Below are 19,770 nucleotides of genomic sequence, written 5' to 3'. Positions count from 1 at the left end.
ATAAGTTTTTTTCCTTTTTGCATGCTAACCAAAAAGGGTTCTGTCATCCTTCTTGTCATATAAGTAGCTTGACGCGGGCATTCAGTTTTCTTTATAATTTTCTTTGTGAAAGAACAAAAATGCTTATTTGTAACCATAGCTGGCTTACCAAATGCTGGGAAGTCTACATTAATTAACAGCATCATAGGCAAGAAAATTGCAATTGTCACCCCTAAAGTGCAAACAACAAGGACGCAAATAAGGGGTGTTGCAACATGCAACAACACACAAATTGTCTTTACTGACTCCCCAGGAATTTTCTCAGCAGAAACAAAACTTGAAAAAGCTTTAGTCAAATCTGCATGGTCGGCAGTTAAGGATAGTGACATCACTTTGTTGCTTGTTGATGTAAGCAATTATTTGAAAAATATAGAAAGAATTAAGACTATATTTATGCGGCTGCAGCGCACAAAAGGCAGATGCATTTTGGTTATCAATAAAACTGATTTGGTAAAAAGGCCTGAATTAAAGATGGCGCATGAGCATCTGAACTTGCTTTATAAATTTGAAAAGGTTTTTATGATATCAGCATTAAAGAATGATGGACTTTCTGATTTGATGAATTACTTGTCTGAAGTTGCATCGGTGAGCCCCTGGTTTTATGAAGAAGATCAAATAACCGATTCCTCGACAAATTTTTTATCAGCAGAAATTACGAGAGAAAAATTATTCTTGAACTTGCGTGAAGAATTGCCATACTCTACAGCTGTTATAACTGAACAATTTGAGGAAAAAAAAGATAAGAGTTTAGTCATCAAACAGATCATATTTGTGTTGAAAGATAGTCATAAAAAAATAGTGCTAGGAAAAGATGGCAGTAATATTAAAAAAATTAATATCGAAGCGCGTGCTGAACTAGAAAAATTATTTGAGTGCAAGGTACACCTCTTTTTATTTGTGAAAGTGCGACCTTGGATCGACCGTCCGGAGGAGTATATAGGCAATGCTTAATTCTTTATTGGTATTTGATATTGAAACTATACCAGATGTAAATTCCTGCAAAAATTTACTCAATATTAGTGATGATAGTAGTGTAGAAGAGAAGAGGGATGCATTAACAAAATATCATCTTGAAATAACAAACGGGCAAAACTCTTTTCTGCGTCAGCCTTTTCACCTTGTTGTAGTTATTAGTTTTTTACTTTGCAATATAAGCTACCAGAGTGGTTATGAGGTGTTCACACTGCAAGAAATAAGATCTGGAGGCACACTAAATTCCAGTGAAAAGGAGCTAGTGAAAGGATTTTTTAACTACATATCAGAGAAAAAGCCAAGATTAGTTTCGTTCAACGGACGCACTTTTGATATACCAGTGCTGAAGTATCGTGCTATGGTCCATGGCATTCAAGCGGAATATTTTCATAAAGCTGGCGATAAGTGGAATAGTTACAATCAGAGATATAGCAGTGATTGGCATTGTGATTTGCTTGAATCCCTCTCTGATTTTGGAGCTTCTGCGAGAGTAAAAATGAACGAAGTTTGTGCAGCATTTAATCTTCCTGGTAAGATTGGAGTTGATGGGTCACAAGTTATGGACTTATACGATAGCGGCAAGATACAAGAGATTCGAGATTATTGTGAAACAGATGTAATTAACACTTATTTGATTTACTTAAGGTTCATGCATCATCAGGGAAGGATTACTACTGAAAGCTACAACAAAAGTGCGGAAGAGCTGCTTTTAGAGTGCGAAAAAAAAGAATACCTAAAGAAATTTAAAGAAGAATGGCAAATAACTTGTGGTGGAAAAATTTTACTTCCATAGAATAAATAGTCGAGTTATAATGCACTAACAAGCGAACCTCTGTACTAAATTTTGGTTAATATACACGTTGAGCATATTAAGAAAGTTGCTTTTAAGGTATTGCATTTTACTTTTATTTTCGTTATAAGGTTGCTTTAAGTTGAATTTTCAACATTTTTATACTATTTACATTTAAGATATGATTTCGAAATTTTTTGGGGGCACTTCATGAAAAAGTCTATGTATACTAGAACTGCTCTAGTTTCTTTATTAACTTTATGTTCTTTCAGCAGTTTTGCAGCTGACTTTCCTGATGAGAGTATGAAGGAAATAAAAAAGCAAGAGAGCACAAAAACTTCTGGAAAAACAGAAGTTATGAAAACATCAAATAAAAAACTGAAAGAAAAGATGGACAGAATATGTAATGCTGATCCAAGAAAAAAAGCTGAAGAGCTTAAGAAAAAAGAGGAGCTAAGATTAGCAGCCGAGCAGAAGAAAAAAGAGGAGATCAGGCTAGCAAATGAGAAAAAAGCAAAGCTTATAGAGGATTCAAAAGCGAAAGCTCTAAACGCTAAGAATTCTAATATAGAAAAAGGTAAAGTTTCAAAAACTAAGCGTTCTAAAACTAAGAATGCTAAAGTTGAAGCTAAAGATGTAAAGAAGGATATAAAAGTTGTTAACAAAAATACAGAGGAAAAAGGTAAGGCAAGTCCTGTTGTTTCAGTTGGTGGAGTTGATATTATCGATACCAATCAAGGGCAAAGTAATTTAAGAATAACTTTTGGTGGTGTTGTTGATGCTCAAGGTTATGGCAAAGCTGGACCAAGTGGCGCAGATTATAAACGTTATAACGTTATGCCAAACAGATCTACAGAGTATTATAATGCCACTCCAGATATAACAAAAGGAGCAAATCCAATATTCTATGAAGGAATAGGAAATATTGGTGATTACAGCAACGATATGGGTATGATTGCTGATGCAATATTGCACCTCAGAGCAGAAAATAAGAATGAAGATTTAGGTCTTCTTTATGGTGCTGACGTGCAGTTTCATGTCCCAGTGACCGAAGGTAAGGGAGCTTCACAGGGTGTTTATGCTGCAAAAGGCAGAAGTGCGCATGTGTTTGTTAACTCAAAATATGGTGACGTGAAGCTTGGTTACCAATTTGGTCCTGAGGCTCTGATGAGGCTTGATGCAACAAGAATTGCGACTGTTGACGGAGCTGCAGATAGTGACTGGTTCAGAAAAGTGAACTTAGAAGGAAGCGCTGCTAGCTTTCCATTTTATGTAACACCACGTCTTTACACTGAAAGTTTTTCGAGTGAAAGTGAAAAATTCTCTTTCCGTATGGCAGGGAAATATAACAAAGGCGTTATGACTACACTGCCATTTAGAGTTGCTTACTACTCACCAAATTATATGGGCGCAAGATTTGGTATCAGCTACTCACCTCGTTATGATAGTGGTTTGTTTACTGTAAAAGAAACAGTTTCAGAAGATAAAGGCGGTAAGATAGAACATAAGGAAACGATAAAGCATGTCGGCCCAGACTATGAGCACATAGTAAGTGCTGGTGCATCATATGAATATGACTTTGATAAACATAACATAAAAGTTAAAACTTCTGCAGTTGGTGAATATGGCTTTCCAAAGCAACCAAGTAAAGATAAGCATCTTTATAAGGAATTTGTGGAGTATAATGACCTGATGGGTGTTAATTTTGGTGTAAGCGCTGATTATAAGATTAATGAAGATCAAGGCGTAAAGTTTGCTGCCTCTTTTGCATACTTGGGCAAATCTGGTCAACCGAAGGGTATTAAAAAATTAATTGGTGATACCTATACGGAAATTGATAGTAAAGATGCTACTGATGGCAAAAGAGTGGAAGGGCTGAAAGCTCAATTTGGTAAAGATAGTATAGATACCATGTATTGGACTGTAGGAGCTGGGTATCAACATGAGAATATCTACACAAGTTTGACGTATTTTGGCAGCAGAATGAATGACAAAGATATGCTTCATGATGGTGCACTTGGCGTTCAATATGATCTGTCTCCTGCATGCAGTAAGAACAAATTTGTTCCTTACGCAGCTCTCCATTATTTTATGACTAACGAAACAGGTAAGCTGAAAGATGAGTCTGATGCTGATGTACCTTCTAACCAAGGAATTCTCCTTCTTACTGGTGTGAAGTTTTCTTTCTAACCAGCCAGTACACACCACAGTTAATTGTGGTGTATTCTTGTCTGTTAGTGTTTATTTGTCGATCAAATAAACATATGGTGTCCTCTCTCCTGTCATCCCAGTGCGTGACACACAACTGTACGAACATTGTGATTTGAGGACACTCCACCAAGAAGGATGTCATCCCAGTGCCCAGACACTGGGATCCAGCTTTCCATGCAACTTCATCAAAAGCGTTTATTCAGCATAAGATCAGCCACTTTTTATGCTCACCAAATCAGTTTGCTTACTTACAAGCAAAATTTCCTGGATTCCAGTGTCAAGCACTGGAATGACACCCTATGGTCACCGGAATGACGCTTTATGGCTACTTAGATGATGAGAAAAGAACACACTGCCCTTATTCTACTGGCCGTATAGCTACTTTCAAATTTAATCAATTAAGCAGGAGGCCCCTATGCAAACCACACTAAAAAATCATTTAGCTGGAGAATTACTTACCACTGCTACGTGCTGGAAATTAACGCTTGCAGGTGGAGAAGTAATGGGATTCACTGACTATGATGAAGACTTAAATATTGATAATATACTCTATAAATCTTCAAGTGGATTTACAGCCAGTAGTATAATATTAAACAGCGATTTAAAGACTGATAATTTGGAAATTGAGGGAATATTAAATAGTGTTGATATCAAAGAAAAAGATGTTTTATCAGGAAAGTACGACTTTGCAAATATTGAGATATTTCTTGTGAATTATAAAGACTTGACCCAGGGAACAATGAATCTACATTCAGGAATTTTTGGTAAAGTGACATTAAGTAGTGGAAGATTTATTGTTGAAATTAGAGGGCTTTCAGCAAAGCTTGAGAGAAGCATAGCAGAATTATACTCTCCTGCATGCAGAGCACAATTTTGCGATGATAAATGTAAAGCCGATACTAAAAAATTTAGTAAAATAAGTACAATCACTAAAGTAATAGACGAAAGAAGATTTGAAGACACGAATTTAACTGAGAGTGATGAATATTATAAGCACGGAGTAGTAAAATTCTTTGGCTCAATAGCGTTTGAAGGTGTAGTAAAAGAATATAAAAATAAAGTAGTTACGTTGTTTACTTCGCCTCCATACCAAATTTTTGCTGGAGATAAATATTCAATACTCGCAGGTTGCGATAAAACATTTCCAACTTGCAGAAGCAAGTTTAACAATACTGTGAATTTTCGTGGTGAACCCTATATACCAGGTTTTTATATTGTTTAGCAGTACAATTTTCAATATTATGAATAAGCATGGAAAGGTGGCTGAGTGGTCTAAAGCACACGCTTGGAAAGCGTGCACATATGAAAATATGTCGGGGGTTCGAATCCCCCCTTTTCCGTATGTTACTTCTAGAATAGTATAAAACCCCCGGTCGCGCACACAACTGTACGAACATTGTAATATGGTACAATGTTACAACTATGCGGTGGTAATTTACGATAAATTCATGTAGCCATTTCAAATTTAGCCATACCAATGTCAGTAAATTGATTAAGCAAATAACACTTGAGTAGCAGTTCCTTCCCACGATTAATTTCAGATCTGTTCCGAAAATTAAACCCGAATGTTTGTTTCAGTCGCGAGAAAAAACTTTCTACATAAGATCTTTTTCCGTAGTTTGTTTGCCTTTTCCACCTCTTCATTCCATCTTCGCTGTATGACTTTATTAGTCTAATTGCAGCATTTCTCTCTGCCATACTTTGGATGCTCTGCTGCATTGTTTTTTTGGAGGAATTTTTGTCTTTATGCCGCATTCATCACACAATTTATAGAGTTTATGTCTGTCATATGCTCTGTCTGCATATAGTGCTTTTATGGCATGCTGAAAATTAACTCCTTTAAGTAAATCGCAAGCTCCATAGTGATCAGACCGTTACTGTATTTTGCAGCTATGGCTTTTTTGCTGTTTATATTCAACATTACATGCAATTTTCTTGTCTGTTCATAGCCACGATATTTTCTATCAGCGCTATTTTCCTTGCTGTGTGTTGTTATAAATGCTGATGCTTGTGCTATCTATGGCAATTTCGATATCTTCCATATTATTTTTATCAATTCTGCAATCATTGATCTTAATATTAAGTTTTTTTTGAAGCTTGCGAATAGCTGATAACTGCCAAATCTCTTCCTATTTGTTGCAAATATCCTTTTATAAACCCGACTGTTTGTCTTAAGCCAATTCTAAAAAGATTAACGATTATATGCACTAAAATCACAACTTTATCACTATAAATATAGTTGCCGCCCTGCATTTTTGGACTATTTTCATACCAATTTTCGATAGCTTTATCGATGTAACGAAAAATATTTCCTCTTTTTTCTAGAAATTTGTTATATTCATGGCAGTTACTAACTCTCATTTTTTGTGGCATATTTTTTCTTCAACAGTTAAATAGCTATTTATAATGAATTTTGTCAGTAGCCACCAGATTTTTTCAGTTGCTATGCAACAAAGCTATCCCAGTGTCAAGCACTGGGATGACAGGAAAAGAGGCTATTTGGATGACATCTTTCTTCTTGGTATAAATTATTTTATATCTCAATGTTCATACAGCTATGCACGTTGCTGCATAGTGGATGAGGTGTACTACCTCTAAGAATATACATTATCTCACATAATAATATAATATTTCGTTCATAAATCAACGTTTTTAACATGCAGCAAGAACATTTCCGTTGTAATTAAGGTTCTTAAGATGTATATTAATGAATCTTGTTTTCAATAAATAATGAAAGTAATAATTGTCATGATAATGTTATTGTGTAGCAGTTACACAATGGCAAGCGAGAGAATAAGTCTAGTGGATAAAAAACTATCTCAAGGATATGTAGCTCCAGTGCTTATAGAAAATAGCGTTATTTTATCAGACAAGCACGGCGCTTTATATTCCTTTGATATTGATAACTCAAAGGCTATGAATTGGAAATTACACCTCTCACATAGGAAAAAAATTGGTAACATGAGCCTATCACATTATGAAAAAAATGTTTTCTTTATAGTGGATAACACTTTACACGCAATAGGCGCAAAAACTGGCAAGATTGAGTGGGAAAAAGAATTGAGAGCTCCAGTAAGAGGAAAAGCAGCAGTAATAAATAATAAATTGGTAGTATTGACTATTGATAATTATCTGTACGTGTTTGATATAAAAGATGGCAGCTTCGTTTGGACTTATCAAAACGGCATCAATGAGGTTCGAGGTTTGTATTCCATATCGCCAGCAATTTCTAATGATAAAATAATAGCACCATTTTCAAATGGTGAGTTAATAGCTTTTAATGAAGACGGTAAAAAATTGTGGAGCCAAAAATTGGCTACAAACCTTTTGGATACACAGCTCACAGATGTAACTACTACACCGAGAGTGCTTGGCGATACTTTAATAGCTACAAATAATTCTTATATTTATAGCATTGACGTGAAATCAGGAAATATTTTATGGTCAAAGTCACTGCAAGTAAAAAGTGTATCAGACATTGAGTCATATTATAGTCCTCTTATTCCTGCAGAGAAACAAAAAGAAGGCGGCAGAATTTTTATAGTTACTAAAGACGATAAAATAATTGGCCTGGATATAAAAAATGGAGAAACAGTCTGGACATCTGATTTAATAGAAAATACGCAATTGTTTGCTCCAATTATGCATGCCCATACACTGTGGGTGACAAGCAATAAAGGTTCAATGTTTGCTTTTCCGGGATCTGAAAGTGCAGGAAAGGTAGTCAAAGTACCTGGTAATGTGTTTCACACTCCAGTGTTTACTCGCAATAAGATATATGTAACAACTGAGGGAAAAGGTGTTTATTCTTTAGAAAATAGGTTTGTTTTTTATGACTGATTATGATTTAATTGTTATAGGTGGTGGCCCAGGAGGCTATAAGTGTGCTATCGCTGCTGCAAAACTTGGATTGAAAGTTGCCTGTATAGATAAAAATAGCATTTTTGGTGGCACATGCCTCAGAGTTGGGTGCATACCCTCCAAAGCATTGCTCCATTCTTCCTATCAGTATGCTCACACGAAAAATGATCTGTCGAAGCTTGGCATAAAAATTAAGGACGCAAGTTTCGATTTAAAAGAAATGCTAGGCTATAAGGACGCCAGAGTTCAGGAACTTGGAAAAGGTATAGAATATCTGTTTAACCTTCACAAAATCACTAAAATCAATGGGCTTGCTTCTTTTGACCAAGGTAATCTTGAAGTTTCAGTTGAAGGTAAGGTGCTGAAGACAAAAAATATAGTAATTGCAACCGGTTCTGATGTTATTTCTTTGCCAGGAATTAATATCGATGAGAAAGACATTATTTCTTCCACCGGTGCACTATCTTTAACTGAAGTACCAAAAAAACTTGTCGTAATCGGAGCCGGGGCAATAGGGCTTGAAATGTCTTCTGTATGGAGAAGGCTAGGGTCTGAAGTCACTGTAGTAGAATTTTTTGACAGAATCGCTGCAGCAATGGATGGAGAATTAAGTAAGTCTCTACTTTCTAGTCTACAAAAACAAGGAATAAAATTTTTACTTAGCACTAAAGTCGAGGAGATAAAACAAAGTAGCAACTCTTTGAGTGTGAAAGTTTGCTCTGTAAAAGATAACCAAACAAACGTTATAGAGGCAGATAAGGTGCTGGTTGCAGCAGGACGCAAACCATGCACTGAGAATCTTGGTATTGATGAAAAAATAGAAAAAGATAATCGCGGTTTCGTTCAAGTTAACAACAGATATGAAACTAATGTAAAAGGAATATTTGCTATTGGTGATGTGATCGGTGGAGCAATGCTTGCTCATAAGGCAGAAGAAGAAGGAGTGGCAGTTGCAGAGATAATCGCTGGGCAAGTACCTCACGTTGATTATGAAATCATACCATCTGTCATTTACACTCACCCTGCGGTTTCTTCAATCGGTAAAACTGAAGAGGAGTTGAAAAGTGTTGGCCGTAAGTACAAAGTTGGTAAATGTCAATTTGCTGCAAACGGCAGAGCAAAAATCACTGATGATGCTGAAGGATTCGTGAAAGTGCTGACTTGTAGCAGAGCAGATACAATACTAGGTGTGCATATCATAGGAGCATACGCTGACACGCTAATAAACGAAGCAGCGGTTGCAATGGCATATGGCGCAGCAGCAGAGGATATATACAGAATTTGTCACTCTCATCCTGATATAAATGAAGCCTTTCGAGATGCGTGCATCGATGCTTTCTTTAAAAAATAATTGTGGACCTCGGTTCAATCATTGAAAAATGGTATGAGTGGCTGAGGTGCAACAGATCTTATTCACCAAATACTTTAGAGTCATACATGAGGGACTTGAAGGATCTTATAAGTTTCCTAAATACTCACATTGGCGGAGAAGTAAATGTTGGTACTCTGAAAAATTTAAGCATACCTGAGTTAAGAAGTTGGCTTACCTCTCGTTACGCAAGAGGTGTAAACGCAAGATCCAACACTCGAGCACTCTCAGTAATCAGAAATTTCTTCAAGTACATAAAAAATAACCACAATATAGACAATGAAGCTGTATTTTCCTTATCAAGGCCAATTCAGAGAAGAACTCTGCCCAAAGCATTATCAATACCTAATATAAAAACTTTATTGAAAGAAATGAAACTATCCGACCTGGGTGAACCTTGGGTGGTAAAAAGAGAAATTGCGATTATCGTCCTGCTATATGGTACAGGCTTAAGAATCAGTGAAGCGTTGAACCTTAGGGTTAGTGATATCAGTAGCGAAAACTTAATAATTACAGGTAAAGGAGATAAACAAAGGCAGGTATTCATTCTCCCCGTAGTAAAAAAATGTATACAAGAGTATATAAAAGCTTGCCCTTACCTTGATGAAGCACAACATCTTTTTTTGGGAGTAAGAGGAAAAAAATTGGGAAGAACTTATGTGGCCAATCGTTTGCAGAAAATAAGGAGAATGTTAAATTTACCAGAAATTTTATCTCCACATGCATTTCGCCATAGTTTTGCTACTCATTTGCTTCAGGAAGATATTGACATAAGATCAATACAACAACTGCTTGGTCACTCAAGCCTGGAAACTACTCAAATTTACACTCACCTCAATTATCAAGATGTTTTTAACATGTACAAAAATTTTCAGCAGGGCCTGGAGAAGAAATCAAAACTTTAACTTCGTTCTAAACCACCAAGCTGAGTGCTTTCAACATCACTAAGTATTGTGTTTGCTTTATATAAATTACAACATCCTAATAAAAAAAAAGCCAGTGCAACTGCTGTAAAGAAAGCACTTATTATCCCTGGATAATCTTCTATTACTAAACATGCAACAACAGTATATACTCCAAGCAATATAAAACATGCAGAAGCGTAGTTGCTTAGTTTTCTACCAGAAGAAATTGCTTGCGAGGATTTTTCGTTTTTATTACTACGGAGCAGTCTATTTTCTGATGAAAGCCTATCTCTTTCTTCCCTTACTTGTTTCAAATCTCTTTTTAATTGTAAAATTTCGACAGTGTCGCTTGCTCTTCCATACACAATTCTATTAAGTCGAGTTACTTCACTATTTAGATCATTGATTTTTGTTTTTTGAGCCGATTTTTCCTGTCTTACTTGCCCTAAATCTCTTTCTAATAGTGAAATTTTGCTAGTTTTATTCGTTAGCTCTTGCTCTTTTTCTACAAGTTGAGCTTTTGTTCTTTCAAGCCCTTGTAAAAACTTCTCAAAATCTTCTGGTATATTATTCGTATTTGCAGGAAATTTTTCATTTAAATAATCTTTAATAGAGTTAACTGGATTATCAACACCCCCCAATGCAGCAGTAACAACTGCACGATTTATAAAACAATTATCTTCTACTAATTTTTTCACATCATCTAAATCTTTTCTATTAATAGTATCAGTTAATCGGCTCTGAATAGCTTGTTCAATTGTTTGCTTTAATTGTGCATACTGCTCGTAACTAAAATCTAGGTCTTTATGTTTTAAAAGTTTTGTCAATACTTCTTTTTCATCTTCTGTTATCGTTCGTAAACATAATCGAATAATTAAGCTAAGTGGTGTTTTTATTCTTCCATCTTGGGTTCTTCTCCAGCAATTAGGATGAAGCTCTTGATTCAATAGTCTTTTCGCTTGGCAAATATTTCCGCTAGAAAGAGCAGCTAATAATTCTTTTCCTTTCTGTGCTTTTTGTATTTCTATTATCAAATGCCCAGCACGATTTTGTCTAGCACATTCCTCAGGATTTTGATGGTTTTTATTGGTTAGATAAGTGTTTATGTTTGGATGACTTAGTAAGAGTTGTAAAGTTTTCTTTTGTTGAAAGCACATTGCTAGATGCAAAACTGTATTGTTATTATTTTGTTCAGAAATATTAACATCTATGCTCCGGTGCAGTAGGAGCAACCTAATCATATTCTGATATTCTTTTTCTGTTTCAGAGCCTGCAGACAAATTAGTAACTATGGACATCAAAGGTGTCATGCCTTCTTTATCAAACGCATTAACATCCGCACCCTCTGCCAGAGCTTCTTTAAAATCTTCTAGGTTTCCATCATCAATAGCCTTAAATAGCTGTTTTGTTGATTCACTTAGCTGTCTTGAAGTTGTCGGATTTCGAGCTTGCGATGCCGTGTTATCACCACCTCCATAAGCTCCATAACATGCTACACCGTTTCTATAAGGCATACTAAACCCTCTTTATTAATGATTTACTAATATAATTATGTAAAAGAAAAGGAAAATTGCAAGCAATTTATCTAAAATCCTAGAATTAACTACGACTCCAAAAACTTTTCTGCATCAAGCGCAGCCATGCATCCTGTTCCTGCTGCAACTACTGCTTGACGATATACCTTATCTTGAACATCACCTGCAGCAAACACTCCTGCCCTACTAGTTAAAGTTGTTCCAGGTTTTGTAATGATGTAACCCTGCTCATCCATTTCAACAAAGCCTTTAAAAATACCCGTATTTGGTGCATGCCCGATTGCAATGAACACTCCATCCACTTTTAATTCTTGGGTTTCTGCTGATTTAATCGCAATACCAGCAACCCTTTTTGGATTTTCTTCTCCAAGAATCTGCTCTACGGTATGGTTCCACATTACTTTTATTTTATCATTTTTAAAGAGCCTATCTTGCATTACTTTTTCCGCTCTTAATTTATCACGCCTGTGTATTAATATCACTTCTTTGGCAAATCGAGTTAAAAATATTGCTTCTTCAACAGCAGTGTTTCCACCACCAATCACAGCTACAACTTTATTCCTAAAAAATGCACCATCGCAAGTCGCACAAGCTGAAACCCCATAACCCTGAAATTTCTTTTCACTTTCTAAACCAAGCCACTTCGCTTGCGCACCAGATGCAATGATAATTGCATCTGAATAGTAGTCATTGATATTACCAGAAGATCTAAACCTATACTCATTAGAATCCTCAAGTTGTTCAACGCTTTTTATCTCATCATCTATTATTTTTGCTCCAACCTTTTCTGCATGCAACCTCATTTGCTCCATTAGTTCTGGACCCTGTATTGAAACAAAACCAGGATAGTTTTCAACATCTGTAGTAATTGTAAGCTGACCACCAGGCTGCATTCCCGTTACTACAATTGGCTCTAAGTTTGCACGTGCTGCATATATAGCAGCAGCATAACCCGCTGCCCCAGATCCAATAATAAGAACTTTTGTACTAAATTTATAATTCTTCACTGTATGAGTTTAGATAATCAGCTACTCCTTCATCGCTTGCCTGCATTGCTGGCTTACCTTTTTTCCACCCTGCTGGACACACCTCACCATGCTCTTCATTATGTTTAATTGCATCAACGATTCTAACGAATTCATCGATATTACGCCCTAAAGGCAAATCATTTATCGATTGATGACGTACAATAAATTTATCATCAATAACGAAAGTTGCTCTCAGCGCAATTGAGTCATCATATAAGACCCCATAGTCTCTTGATATAGACTTTTTGATATCAGACACTAAAGTGTAGCTAATCTCTCCAATACCACCATCATTAACTGGAGTGTTTCGCCATTTATAATGTGAAAATTTTGAATCTACACTTATTCCTATCACTTCAACACCACGCTTTGCAAACTCATTTATTCTATTATTGAGCGATATCAATTCAGTTGGGCAAACAAAAGTAAAATCAAGTGGATAGAAAAAAAGGACAGCATACTTATTTTTTATGCGCTTACTCAGACAGAAATCATCAACAATTTCTCCGTCAGAGAGAACAGATGAAGCAGTAAAATCGATAGCAGATTTTGTTACAAGATTCATAATTAACCTATTCTTTTAAAATAACTTTAATTTTACATCTTGATAAACTTATATGCAAGTTTTCTTTGGTTTTAGTCCTATAAAAACTTCCTAAAATAGCTCTTCTTTTTTACCGATAAGATACAATCCAGGTTGGAATACTGAGTTGGTGAGTATAAAATTCTACGTCATACCGCCACGAACCGTCATACCGCGATTCATTCGCGGTATCTCTAGATCCCGCTAACAAGTAGCGGGATGACGAGGTTATCGTCATGCCACCGCGAACCGTCATACCGCGATTCATTCGCGGTATCTCGGCCGCTAACACGTAGCGGGATGACGGTTGTCGTTTAGCCATAAATATTAAGAAATTTACCAAACGAAAAAAAAGGCAAAAGAAGCCCCGTGGTTGGCTAATTACTTACATTATACTTTCAAGTATGGCGTTTTTTTATTCTAAACGTTTAATAACCGCGATTCAGTTGCTTTTAAGCCGCAACTAATCTAAATTATAAACATTAAGAAATTTACTAAACAGAAAAAAAGGCAAAAGAAACCCTAGGGTAGCTAGTTATTCACTATCCATTTTTTAAGTTGGCGTTTTTTTATGTTTTAAATGCTTTATAAGCGCATTTTAGCTTATATTAGGTAAAAACCTAGAAGTTTTATAAAGACATAAGGTGCACATAGTGCAAAAAATTAAACATGAGACGCCAGATACGTGAGTTTTTTTGTCATTTAATCTGTACAGAGAAGATAAATAAATAGCTTCAGTTTCATGATAAGGGAGTTGGCGGAGTTTGTCAAGTAAGTTTTTCGCTTCTGCGGGCTACTTGAATAACGGCTACAATGTTCATACAGCTATGTACATAGCTGGAACCCAAAAAAAGAACCAAGTAGCCAAGGCTACTTGGATGACAAAAGGTAATACAAGAAATCTATTGGCTCTCGTATATCTTAGTGAAACTTAACAAGTTTATCTATAGTTTTAGTGATGATTCTTGGAGTATCCGGAGAAACTGCTGAGCTCAGCCTATTTAACCGCTCTATAGCGAACTCGCTATTCTCATTTGCTATGAAATCACATAAAATATTTTCTATATCCTTAGTAGCACTTTCATGCTTTCTCAGAGGATGATTATGTGGATACCTACTGATGGTTTTGATACTGGAATACTCAACAAAAGCTTGATCCTTAAAAGCAAGTTGTCTCAATTTCTCTTTGAATTTTCCTTCTTCCTCTTTTGCTAAAAGGCGAGACTTTATCAGTGATTTTATAATCAAATTTATAGCTTGATGTATTTCAGAATGCACTATAACTTTAATGGTATTTTCTTCTACTATACAATCATAAATATTTTTTTCGCTCTGTAACGACTCTATTAATTTCTTGCTACTTTGTGAATTCAATTCCAAATTCTCCTCACTCATAGGAGTTATTATGAAGGTGTTCTTACTCACTCTGATGTTAAATTGTGGAGAGCCTTCAGAAAAGGAAAATGCTACATCCTTAAATTCAAGTGCATGATTGTATGCAGCAAAAAGGGTGTGTGCTATAACACTGCTGGGCACCTTCATTCCATGTTTACTCAGGTGGTTCAATACATTTTCAACCTCATGATATGTAAAGTCTGTATCTTTTAGCAATTCAACAACTTCTATGCCGTTGTGTTGTTTATACTCTATTCTCACTTCTTCTGTAAAAAGTGTTTTAGCTGCTATATGTTTATCAAGCACTGTGAAAATCTTGATGAAATTCTCTAAATCTTGTTTGTTAACTAATTCGATACTAATTAAGTTTCTGCTAATAATTGAAATATTTTTTGTCATTTTTTCCCACTAAAAAAACTCACTGAATGAATTGTATTTTTAATTCATTAAGAATTGTTTAAAGTGAGCATACTAGTTTTCATTTACGTATTACACGACAAAACAAGATAAAAAGTTACATAAAATCATCATGTGGTATAACACACTCTCCACATTCATCATTGCTGTTTGTGTAGGTTGTGACATCAGTGTGATTGTCATTATTATTTAGCATATCATCCAACTTTCCTTCTTTTTCAAGATCCATCAATTTGTCACACCCCCCAATGTGCTTATCGTTGATAAAAATCTGTGGAACTGTTCTAACGTTATACTTTGATTTTATGTCGTTAAATAGATCTGAGTTTTTGAGCACATCAATTTCTTCATACTTCACACCTTTTTTATCTAGTAAATCCTTTGCCCTTATGCAGTATGGACAGCCCTTCTTTACATATATCACAACATTTTTCACAATTTATCTCCGTAGCTTACTAAAATATAGTTATTATATATAAGAAACATATCAAATTGTATGAAAATTATTTATAATTGTGAGCAAGGAATAGAAAATAATATAGCACTAACCTTCGGAAATTTCGATGGCATTCATTTAGGACACGAGTTTGCAATTTCTACTCTAAAGAAGGTAGCACAAGAAAGAGGATTACCCTCTGCAGTTTTAACTTTTGAGCCTCACCCATCAACTGTTTTATTTGGTAGAAACAATTTTAGGTTAATAGACCAAGAACAAAAAAAGGAACTAATCAGCAGCTATGGTATAGATTACTTATATATTATTAATTTTAATAGAGGTTTTTCTGAGGTTAGCTGCGATGACTTTATCAGTGAGATTTTAATAGATAAATATGGCGCTAAACACATAATTGTCGGAGAAAATTGCACTTTTGGTCATAAACGATTGGGTAATATATTAACTCTAGAGAAATATTCTGAAATATATGGATACTCTTTGACTAAATTAGAGCCATTAACAATTGACGGCAAAATTTGCTCTTCTTCTTCAATAAGGGAGTATGTACAAAGGGGCGAAATAGAAATTGCTAATAAATTGCTCGGCAGGCCTTATCAAGTTTCTGGTGTTGTGACAAAAGGTGCATGTAGAGGTAGAGAAATAGGATTTCCAACCATAAATATTCCTATAGAAGATTGCATGATAAAACCTAAGTTTGGCACATATTACGCTAGAGTGACTTTTCCTGATAGTAATCCAAATTGGTTATATGGAGTAGTCAATATTGGTATGAGACCTACTTTTAAGGATCTGAAAAAGCCTATAATAGAAATGCACATATTCGATTTTGATGAAGACGTATATAGTCATAAAGTCAATATACAACTTTTAAAATTCATAAGGTCAGAAAAAAAATTCCATAGTATTGAGGAGTTAACAAAACAGATAAATTATGATATACTTAAAGTTTATAGGTTAAAGGCAAATTTATGAAAAAGTTATGCTTAGTTGTTATATTAATTATAGTATTGATTGACCAAACGAGCAAATTGTACATAAACTCATTGATTGATGAAGGAGAATCAATTGAGATCGCTAGTTTTATAAAACTAGTTGAAGTTTGGAATTCAGGTATTAGTTTTGGAATGTGTAGCGCTTTACCACATGGCGGTTTCTTTTTTTCAGCATTTTCAATACTAATAATTGGTATACTTGCATATTTGATATACAAGTCTGACGATCAGTCAACTTACCTTGGTTTTTCTCTGATGATTGGTGGAGCAATCGGAAACGTAGTTGATAGGATCTATTGGGGAGCTGTATATGATTTCATATATTTTCATATTGATGATTGGTATTGGCCAGCCTTTAATTTAGCAGATTTATCTATAGTTTGTGGAATGTTTACATTGTTATATAAGTGGTATATATACGATATGCTTATTTCTAAACAAAATGAGGAATAAAATAATTATATTCACATAATGTTGACATCGCTATATAAGTGGTATACATACGATATGTTTATTTCCAAACAAAATGGGGAATAAAGTAATTATGTTTATATTAGGTTAGGATAATGCTTCATAAGCTTTTTAGTTTTCTTATACTACCTGCATTTTTTTTTTACTTACCCAATTTCTTCGAATGCTTTAAACATAGAGCACAACATAAAACATGCTAAACTCGATAACGGTTTGGATGTTTATATTGTTCCTAATCATCGGATTCCAGCCGTTTTACATGCAGTAATATACAAAGTTGGGGGAATGGATGATCCAATCGGCAAAGCAGGATTGGCTCACTACTTTGAACATTTAATGTTTGAAACTACAGGAAAGTTCACAGATATAGAAGCCACTATGAGTAGCATTGGGGCTCAATTTAACGCGTTTACCACTAAAGAATATACCTGTTATTTTGAGTTGATCCCCAAAAAAGATTTACCACTTGCAATGGAAGTTGAAGCAGATAGAATGGGCAGCTTTAATGTTACTCAAGACAAAATAGATAGAGAAAAAAACATTGTGTTGGAAGAAAGAAAAATGAGATTTGATAATCATCCTAACAACTTGTTATGGGAAGAAATGAATAGTGCATTTTACCGTACTGGCTATGGTAGGTCTGTTATCGGCTGGGAGAGCGATATCAAAACTTACAATTTGGATGACATAACGAGGTTTCATGATAACTATTATCACTCCGGCAATGCAATATTACTGATTGTGGGTGATGTGGAACTTGATGAAGTAGTGAAATTAGCAGAAGAAAAATATGGCGAAATTAAAGCTAAGCCTGTAATGAGAAATTACCCAAATCAGGATCCAGTGCATAATGCAGGTCTATCGGTGACCTTAGAGAGCACTGAAGTAAAAGAACCAGTTTTATATTTTCGTTATCGTGTACCCTTATTTGAGCATATAAATGAAGCTTCCGCTGCTCATTTAGCGGTTGAAATTTTAGGTGGCGGCAAATCCAGCAAACTGTATAATGATCTGGTTTTAGATGAAGATGTGGCAGTATCAGTGTTTGCTTATTATAATAGCCTAGCTTTTAGTGATGGCTACATTGATATTCAGGTCATTCCAAAAAGCGGAGTTAATTTAGATATTGTTGAAAGAGAGTTAGATAATGCTATTAATAACTTCATGTCTAAAGGAATAACGGATGAGGAGTTGCAAAGCTCGAAATATAGATACAAAGCAGCACAGTTTGATAATCTATCTGACTTAACTCATATAGCGATGTTCTATGTGCCACACCTTGCACTTGGTATTCCACTTGATGAAATAGATATTTCATATAGCAAAATAGATGATGTTAATTTAGAGGATGTAAATAACAAAATTCGTACTATCTTTTCTTCCAATAAGTTAATTGGTCGTTTATTACCAAAAGGAGATAACAATGAGAATAAGTAAATTTGTACTTCTGTTTTTTTTCTGCCTAAGCTTTAATTTACAAGCAAGTGGTAGCTTAAATATAGAGGAGGTCACTACCCGTAAAGGATTTAAGTTTTTATTTGTCGAAAACTGTGCTTTACCAAAAGTTTCACTGAATATATCATTTAAAGATGCAGGTTATGTGTATGAGAATGCAGAAAAACAGGGACTTACCTGGTTTACTTCTCTTATAATTCAAGAAGGGGCAGGAAAAAATGATGCCAAAGATTTTGCGAAAAAGCTTGAAGATAAAGGGATTAGTTTAAATTTTATTGCTGATTTAGAAGCATTTAGGGTTTCATTAAATACTTTGTCTGACAATCTAGAGGAAGCAATTTCATTACTGAGCGATACTATAATGCGTCCTAAAGTTGACCCTGAAGGGTTGAATAGAGTTTTCGAGAAAGCCAAAGTTAATTTTAATAATCTTGAAAAAAGTCCTTATTTTGTTGCTGGAAAAGAATTAGATACGTTATTGTTTAAAAAACATCCTTACTCAAAAAGTGTGTACGGTACTCTTGACACTATAATGAACATTACTAGAGATGATGTTTTAACATACATAAAGCGTAATTTTGCTAAAGATAACATAGTTATCAGTGTTGCTGGTTGTGCAAAAAAAGAAGAAATTATTACATTATTAGATAAATATTTATCTAAATTGCCGTCAAAAAGATCAAAAGTTAGAAAAATACCTGTAAAAAATAATTTTGGTTCTGCAGAAAGTAAGAATATTTTTATGGATATACCACAGAGTGTGATACTTTTTGCTCAAAAAGGTATAGCTTATGAAGATCCTAATTATTATAACGCTGGTGTCTTAATTGATGCACTTGGTGGCATGAGGCTGAATTCAATATTAATGACAGAACTGAGGCAAAACTTGGGTATTACTTATGGTGTTTATGCAAGTATTATTTCCAATAAACATGGAAATATTATATCTGGATTTATAAGTACTGATAGTTCTACTGCTGGCAAAGCTATATCAGCAGTAAAAGATACATTTAGCAGAATAAAAAAGCAAGGAATTGACGAACAATTGTTCAAGGATGCAAAAATTGGCTTGGTAAATAATCTTGTCCTTTTCCTGTCCAATAACACAAATACAGCAACGCTGCTAGATAATATGCAGATAAATGATCGTGATGTTAACCGTATAAATAATTATGCGAATATCATTAATGATGTTAAATTAGAGGAAGTAAACGAACTGGCAAGTTCTTTACTGGAACCTGAAAATTTATTTTTTGTTGAAGTTGGAAAAAACGCTCAAGGTCAATAATT

The 19,770-nt window shown here is 34.8% G+C and carries 20 protein-coding genes and 1 tRNA gene; 13 read left to right on the top strand and 8 right to left on the bottom strand.

All coding sequences use genetic code 11. The annotated features are described in order from the left end of the window. Nucleotides 1-105 precede the first annotated feature (105 nt). From era to ABWU29_RS02455, 6 genes are all read left to right on the top strand, one after another. Entirely contained in the window at nucleotides 106-990 is an 885-nt protein-coding gene (gene era / locus ABWU29_RS02480; protein ID WP_010082484.1) for a GTPase Era, read from the top strand. After that, the gene (locus tag ABWU29_RS02475; RefSeq protein ID WP_015589180.1) at nucleotides 983-1,804 is read left to right on the top strand and encodes a 3'-5' exonuclease; all 822 of its coding nucleotides are present in this window, start codon (nucleotides 983-985) and stop codon (nucleotides 1,802-1,804) included. The genes era and ABWU29_RS02475 overlap by 8 nt, the downstream gene beginning before the upstream one ends. A 207-nt stretch (nucleotides 1,805-2,011) precedes the next feature. Next, complete coding sequence (locus tag ABWU29_RS02470) at nucleotides 2,012-3,991, top strand: porin (RefSeq protein WP_012673252.1); 1,980 nt, start codon at nucleotides 2,012-2,014, stop codon at nucleotides 3,989-3,991. A 156-nt stretch (nucleotides 3,992-4,147) separates the two neighbouring features. Further along, on the top strand, nucleotides 4,148-4,327 hold the full coding sequence (locus tag ABWU29_RS02465; RefSeq protein WP_155975174.1) for a hypothetical protein: 180 nt from the start codon (nucleotides 4,148-4,150) through the stop codon (nucleotides 4,325-4,327). A gap of 100 nt (nucleotides 4,328-4,427) precedes the next feature. After that, nucleotides 4,428-5,234, top strand: a complete 807-nt coding sequence (locus ABWU29_RS02460) for a DUF2163 domain-containing protein (RefSeq protein ID WP_141457018.1) — start codon at nucleotides 4,428-4,430, stop codon at nucleotides 5,232-5,234. Between the two features lie 31 nt (nucleotides 5,235-5,265). Beyond that, nucleotides 5,266-5,352 (top strand) — tRNA-Ser (locus ABWU29_RS02455). Nucleotides 5,353-5,458: 106 nt separating this feature from the next. Here ABWU29_RS02455 and ABWU29_RS02450 read toward each other — a convergent pair. The 3 genes from ABWU29_RS02450 to ABWU29_RS02440 all read right to left on the bottom strand — a co-directional run bounded on the left by ABWU29_RS02450 (nucleotide 5,459) and on the right by ABWU29_RS02440 (nucleotide 6,385). Beyond that, complete coding sequence (locus ABWU29_RS02450) at nucleotides 5,459-5,710, bottom strand: hypothetical protein (RefSeq protein WP_353280105.1); 252 nt, start codon at nucleotides 5,708-5,710, stop codon at nucleotides 5,459-5,461. Next, on the bottom strand, nucleotides 5,680-5,829 hold the full coding sequence (locus ABWU29_RS02445) for a hypothetical protein (protein WP_285520262.1): 150 nt from the start codon (nucleotides 5,827-5,829) through the stop codon (nucleotides 5,680-5,682). The genes ABWU29_RS02450 and ABWU29_RS02445 overlap by 31 nt, the downstream gene beginning before the upstream one ends. A gap of 262 nt (nucleotides 5,830-6,091) precedes the next feature. Next, on the bottom strand, nucleotides 6,092-6,385 hold the full coding sequence (locus ABWU29_RS02440; protein ID WP_080717625.1) for a transposase: 294 nt from the start codon (nucleotides 6,383-6,385) through the stop codon (nucleotides 6,092-6,094). Nucleotides 6,386-6,742: 357 nt separating this feature from the next. On the opposite strand from ABWU29_RS02440, the gene ABWU29_RS02435 reads away from it, so the two are divergent. The 3 genes from ABWU29_RS02435 to ABWU29_RS02425 are packed head-to-tail and all read left to right on the top strand — an operon-like array spanning nucleotide 6,743 to nucleotide 10,147. Then, nucleotides 6,743-7,852, top strand: a complete 1,110-nt coding sequence (locus ABWU29_RS02435; protein WP_015589182.1) for a PQQ-like beta-propeller repeat protein — start codon at nucleotides 6,743-6,745, stop codon at nucleotides 7,850-7,852. Then, on the top strand, nucleotides 7,845-9,224 hold the full coding sequence (gene lpdA, locus ABWU29_RS02430; protein WP_015589183.1) for a dihydrolipoyl dehydrogenase: 1,380 nt from the start codon (nucleotides 7,845-7,847) through the stop codon (nucleotides 9,222-9,224). Before ABWU29_RS02435 ends, lpdA begins: the two co-directional genes overlap by 8 nt. Nucleotides 9,225-9,226: 2 nt before the next feature. Then, entirely contained in the window at nucleotides 9,227-10,147 is a 921-nt protein-coding gene (locus ABWU29_RS02425; protein WP_015589184.1) for a tyrosine recombinase XerC, read from the top strand. Here ABWU29_RS02425 and ABWU29_RS02420 read toward each other — a convergent pair. The 5 genes from ABWU29_RS02420 to grxC form a co-directional block, all read right to left on the bottom strand. Then, complete coding sequence (locus tag ABWU29_RS02420) at nucleotides 10,144-11,661, bottom strand: ankyrin repeat domain-containing protein (RefSeq protein ID WP_141457017.1); 1,518 nt, start codon at nucleotides 11,659-11,661, stop codon at nucleotides 10,144-10,146. The genes ABWU29_RS02425 and ABWU29_RS02420 overlap by 4 nt on opposite strands. A gap of 89 nt (nucleotides 11,662-11,750) precedes the next feature. Then, entirely contained in the window at nucleotides 11,751-12,689 is a 939-nt protein-coding gene (gene trxB / locus ABWU29_RS02415) for a thioredoxin-disulfide reductase (protein ID WP_015589186.1), read from the bottom strand. Further along, nucleotides 12,676-13,275: a peroxiredoxin gene (locus ABWU29_RS02410; RefSeq protein ID WP_012673206.1), complete on the bottom strand. Its 600-nt coding sequence runs from the start codon at nucleotides 13,273-13,275 to the stop codon at nucleotides 12,676-12,678. The genes trxB and ABWU29_RS02410 overlap by 14 nt, the downstream gene beginning before the upstream one ends. Before the next feature lie 939 nt (nucleotides 13,276-14,214). Then, complete coding sequence (locus ABWU29_RS02405) at nucleotides 14,215-15,087, bottom strand: hypothetical protein (RefSeq protein ID WP_353280103.1); 873 nt, start codon at nucleotides 15,085-15,087, stop codon at nucleotides 14,215-14,217. 115 nt (nucleotides 15,088-15,202) lie between these two features. Further along, nucleotides 15,203-15,541: a glutaredoxin 3 gene (gene grxC / locus ABWU29_RS02400; protein ID WP_007550037.1), complete on the bottom strand. Its 339-nt coding sequence runs from the start codon at nucleotides 15,539-15,541 to the stop codon at nucleotides 15,203-15,205. Between the two features lie 60 nt (nucleotides 15,542-15,601). Between grxC and ribF the strand changes: the two genes are divergently transcribed. The 4 genes from ribF to ABWU29_RS02380 all read left to right on the top strand — a co-directional run bounded on the left by ribF (nucleotide 15,602) and on the right by ABWU29_RS02380 (nucleotide 19,768). Beyond that, nucleotides 15,602-16,534 (top strand): riboflavin biosynthesis protein RibF, encoded by a 933-nt coding sequence (gene ribF, locus ABWU29_RS02395; RefSeq protein WP_010082493.1) that lies wholly within the window; start codon nucleotides 15,602-15,604, stop codon nucleotides 16,532-16,534. After that, the gene (gene lspA, locus ABWU29_RS02390; RefSeq protein ID WP_006279329.1) at nucleotides 16,531-17,007 is read left to right on the top strand and encodes a signal peptidase II; all 477 of its coding nucleotides are present in this window, start codon (nucleotides 16,531-16,533) and stop codon (nucleotides 17,005-17,007) included. Before ribF ends, lspA begins: the two co-directional genes overlap by 4 nt. A 303-nt stretch (nucleotides 17,008-17,310) precedes the next feature. Then, nucleotides 17,311-18,462: a M16 family metallopeptidase gene (locus tag ABWU29_RS02385; protein ID WP_246434407.1), complete on the top strand. Its 1,152-nt coding sequence runs from the start codon at nucleotides 17,311-17,313 to the stop codon at nucleotides 18,460-18,462. Further along, nucleotides 18,449-19,768, top strand: coding sequence for a M16 family metallopeptidase (locus tag ABWU29_RS02380; RefSeq protein ID WP_015589188.1), 1,320 nt, complete (start codon nucleotides 18,449-18,451; stop codon nucleotides 19,766-19,768). Before ABWU29_RS02385 ends, ABWU29_RS02380 begins: the two co-directional genes overlap by 14 nt. The last annotated feature ends 2 nt before the right edge of the window (nucleotides 19,769-19,770 follow it).

Origin of the sequence: Wolbachia endosymbiont (group A) of Phasia obesa, assembly GCF_964028125.1 — a bacterium.
GTDB classification, from domain to species: Bacteria; Pseudomonadota; Alphaproteobacteria; order Rickettsiales; family Anaplasmataceae; genus Wolbachia; species Wolbachia pipientis.
The sequence above is the reverse complement of the archived record's forward strand: the minus strand, read 5'-3'. Positions and strand labels throughout refer to the sequence as shown.

Bases quoted from the DNA above. Each gene is read 5' to 3' on its own strand.
- ABWU29_RS02475 (WP_015589180.1), top strand. From the start codon at position 983: ATGCTTAATTCTTTATTGGTATTTGATATTGAAACTATACCAGATGTA.
- ABWU29_RS02470 (WP_012673252.1), top strand. From the start codon at position 2,012: ATGAAAAAGTCTATGTATACTAGAACTGCTCTAGTTTCTTTATTAACT.
- ABWU29_RS02465 (WP_155975174.1), top strand. From the start codon at position 4,148: ATGTCATCCCAGTGCCCAGACACTGGGATCCAGCTTTCCATGCAACTT.
- ABWU29_RS02460 (WP_141457018.1), top strand. From the start codon at position 4,428: ATGCAAACCACACTAAAAAATCATTTAGCTGGAGAATTACTTACCACT.
- ABWU29_RS02450 (WP_353280105.1), bottom strand. From the start codon at position 5,710: ATGGCAGAGAGAAATGCTGCAATTAGACTAATAAAGTCATACAGCGAA.
- ABWU29_RS02440 (WP_080717625.1), bottom strand. From the start codon at position 6,385: ATGCCACAAAAAATGAGAGTTAGTAACTGCCATGAATATAACAAATTT.
- ABWU29_RS02435 (WP_015589182.1), top strand. From the start codon at position 6,743: ATGAAAGTAATAATTGTCATGATAATGTTATTGTGTAGCAGTTACACA.
- lpdA (WP_015589183.1), top strand. From the start codon at position 7,845: ATGACTGATTATGATTTAATTGTTATAGGTGGTGGCCCAGGAGGCTAT.
- ABWU29_RS02420 (WP_141457017.1), bottom strand. From the start codon at position 11,661: ATGCCTTATAGAAACGGTGTAGCATGTTATGGAGCTTATGGAGGTGGT.
- ABWU29_RS02410 (WP_012673206.1), bottom strand. From the start codon at position 13,275: ATGAATCTTGTAACAAAATCTGCTATCGATTTTACTGCTTCATCTGTT.
- ABWU29_RS02405 (WP_353280103.1), bottom strand. From the start codon at position 15,087: ATGACAAAAAATATTTCAATTATTAGCAGAAACTTAATTAGTATCGAA.
- ribF (WP_010082493.1), top strand. From the start codon at position 15,602: ATGAAAATTATTTATAATTGTGAGCAAGGAATAGAAAATAATATAGCA.
- lspA (WP_006279329.1), top strand. From the start codon at position 16,531: ATGAAAAAGTTATGCTTAGTTGTTATATTAATTATAGTATTGATTGAC.
- ABWU29_RS02385 (WP_246434407.1), top strand. From the start codon at position 17,311: ATGGATGATCCAATCGGCAAAGCAGGATTGGCTCACTACTTTGAACAT.
- ABWU29_RS02380 (WP_015589188.1), top strand. From the start codon at position 18,449: ATGAGAATAAGTAAATTTGTACTTCTGTTTTTTTTCTGCCTAAGCTTT.